At 41.4% G+C, this 1,985-nt stretch carries 3 protein-coding genes; 2 read left to right on the forward strand and 1 reads right to left on the reverse strand.

Annotated features, from left to right (window positions below):
- Positions 1 to 384, reverse strand: a 384-nt coding sequence (locus ACEW8U_RS21480; protein ID WP_373524105.1) for a DUF6503 family protein, incomplete at its 3' end; no start/stop codon positions are given.
- 562 nt (positions 385 to 946) lie between these two features.
- Between ACEW8U_RS21480 and ACEW8U_RS21485 the strand changes: the two genes are divergently transcribed.
- Entirely contained in the window at positions 947 to 1,402 is a 456-nt protein-coding gene (locus ACEW8U_RS21485; protein ID WP_373524106.1) for a (2Fe-2S)-binding protein, read from the forward strand.
- 2 nt (positions 1,403 to 1,404) lie between these two features.
- On the forward strand, positions 1,405 to 1,985 hold a 581-nt coding region (locus ACEW8U_RS21490), incomplete at its 3' end, for a molybdopterin cofactor-binding domain-containing protein (protein ID WP_373524107.1).

Raw genomic sequence — 1,985 nt, forward strand, 5'->3', positions numbered from 1 at the left:
GAGTCCATACGGTAAAAAAGCGAAATAGGCCACTGAATTAACAGATCTGCTAAAGGCGCCTGTTCTTTCTTCTGATAACTTTACCGACTCGCCGTTTATTGTTCTTTGAAAACCATCATTGTTCAGAACATCCTTAACCATCCCCGTGGAATCAGTGAATTTCCGTAAATATTCAAAGCTGTTTGGTGATTTGAAAATTTGATAACTTCGGTCGCGGAAATCAAAACTGATTATAGCCTTTTCAAATAATTGACCGCCATGGGCGGCAATGGACTGATCTACTATTTTCTGAGCATCAGACTTGGTTTCGCAGGATAAATTGAGAGTGATAGAAACAATTAATGCAGCAAAAGACAATGATTTCCAAATAAGTTGATTTTTCATTCGATGATTTTTAGGATTAAATTTAAAATTAGTGATTTCTGCTCCATATTTACTGATCGGGGCTCAAACATAGTGTCTTCACGAAGACAGAATTAGAAATTCTGAACATTTTAAATAGTTTAGGGGACTCGCAATGACAGGAATCGGAGCGGAACGTCACCCTGATCCCAATGGCTATCGGGAGAAGGGTCTCATGAGGATCCGCAAAAGATTAAAATAAACATAAATAGGACCTCTGAAGATCCTTCGTGCCTACCAATGACATGAATCGGAGCGCCGTCATGCTGACGTAGGAAGCATCTCATGAGGTACAGTATATGATATAATTAACATAAATTGAACCTCTGGAGATTCCTCGTACCTCGGAATGACGCCCATTTTGATGTCATTCCCCTTTCTGTAAATGCCAATTTTCTCCACTCAGGATGACGGAAAACCTAATGTCATTCCTTTTCTGAAATTACCAAAATGTTGGGGACTCGCAATGACAAAACTCCTGAATACTAAGGTTCTTCTGTTTTTTTTATCTAAATTATACGCGCTTCATTGTAGATTTAAACTTATGACAACTTCATTTATTCTCAACGGAAAAAAAGTTGAGGTTACCGCAGAATCAGATGCCAATTTACTTTGGACCTTGCGGGAAAGACTTCATTTGACAGGTACAAAATATGGCTGTGGTATTTCCCAATGTGGGGCCTGCACGATTCATTTGGATGGCAATCCCGTGAAAGCCTGTGTTATGCCCCTTTCAGCCGTAGAGGGCAAGGAAGTCACTACCATTGAAGGCCTATCCAAAGATAATTCCCACCCCTTGCAGAAATCATGGATTTCCGAACAAGTGCCCCAATGTGGTTATTGTCATTCCGGACAGATTATGCAGGCAGCAGCATTGTTGAACAAAAATCCGAAACCCAACAGGGATGAAATCATCAAGCATATGAATCCTGTTTTGTGCAGGTGTGGAACCTACACCAGAATTATGAAAGCAATAGAAAAAACCATCCAAAATACCTGATCATGGAAAATGAACTGAAAGAAAATGCAATTTCGAGAAGAAAATTCCTGAAAAGAAGCGGTGGATTAACTTTTTTGGTCGCAGGTGTTGGAATTCCTGCATTTGTTTGGAAAGAGGAAAAAGCCAATACCAACAATGGTCAGGTTTCAGCATGGGTACATATCAGTATAGATGGCACTGTCACCATCTATAATCCTGCCGCCGAAATGGGACAGGGAACAATGACCGCTTTGCCGGCAATCATTGCTGAAGAAATGGATGCTGACTGGTCCAAAGTAAAAATCGAACATTCCCCTGTTGAACCGGAAATATATGGTATCCCCTGGGGAGGTGGAGGAAGAGGTGGAAGTATGTTGACAGTAGGCAGCAGGTCTGTCAGCGGACATTTTGATAACCTCAGGCAATCCGGGGCACAGGTGCGCTTCGTCCTGATGAGCAATGCAGCAGAGAAGTGGGGAGTGAATATTGATGAGTTGGAAACCCAACCTGGCTTGGTCTTTCATCCAAAAACAGGTAAGAAAATATCCTATGGAGAGATAGCTTCTTTTGCCAAATTCCCAGAGGAAATTCCTGATATACCTAA

This window comes from Aquiflexum sp. (assembly GCF_041751335.1).
Lineage (GTDB): Bacteria > Bacteroidota > Bacteroidia > Cytophagales > Cyclobacteriaceae > Aquiflexum.

Bases quoted from the DNA above. Each gene is read 5' to 3' on its own strand.
- ACEW8U_RS21485 (WP_373524106.1), top strand. From the start codon at position 947: ATGACAACTTCATTTATTCTCAACGGAAAAAAAGTTGAGGTTACCGCA.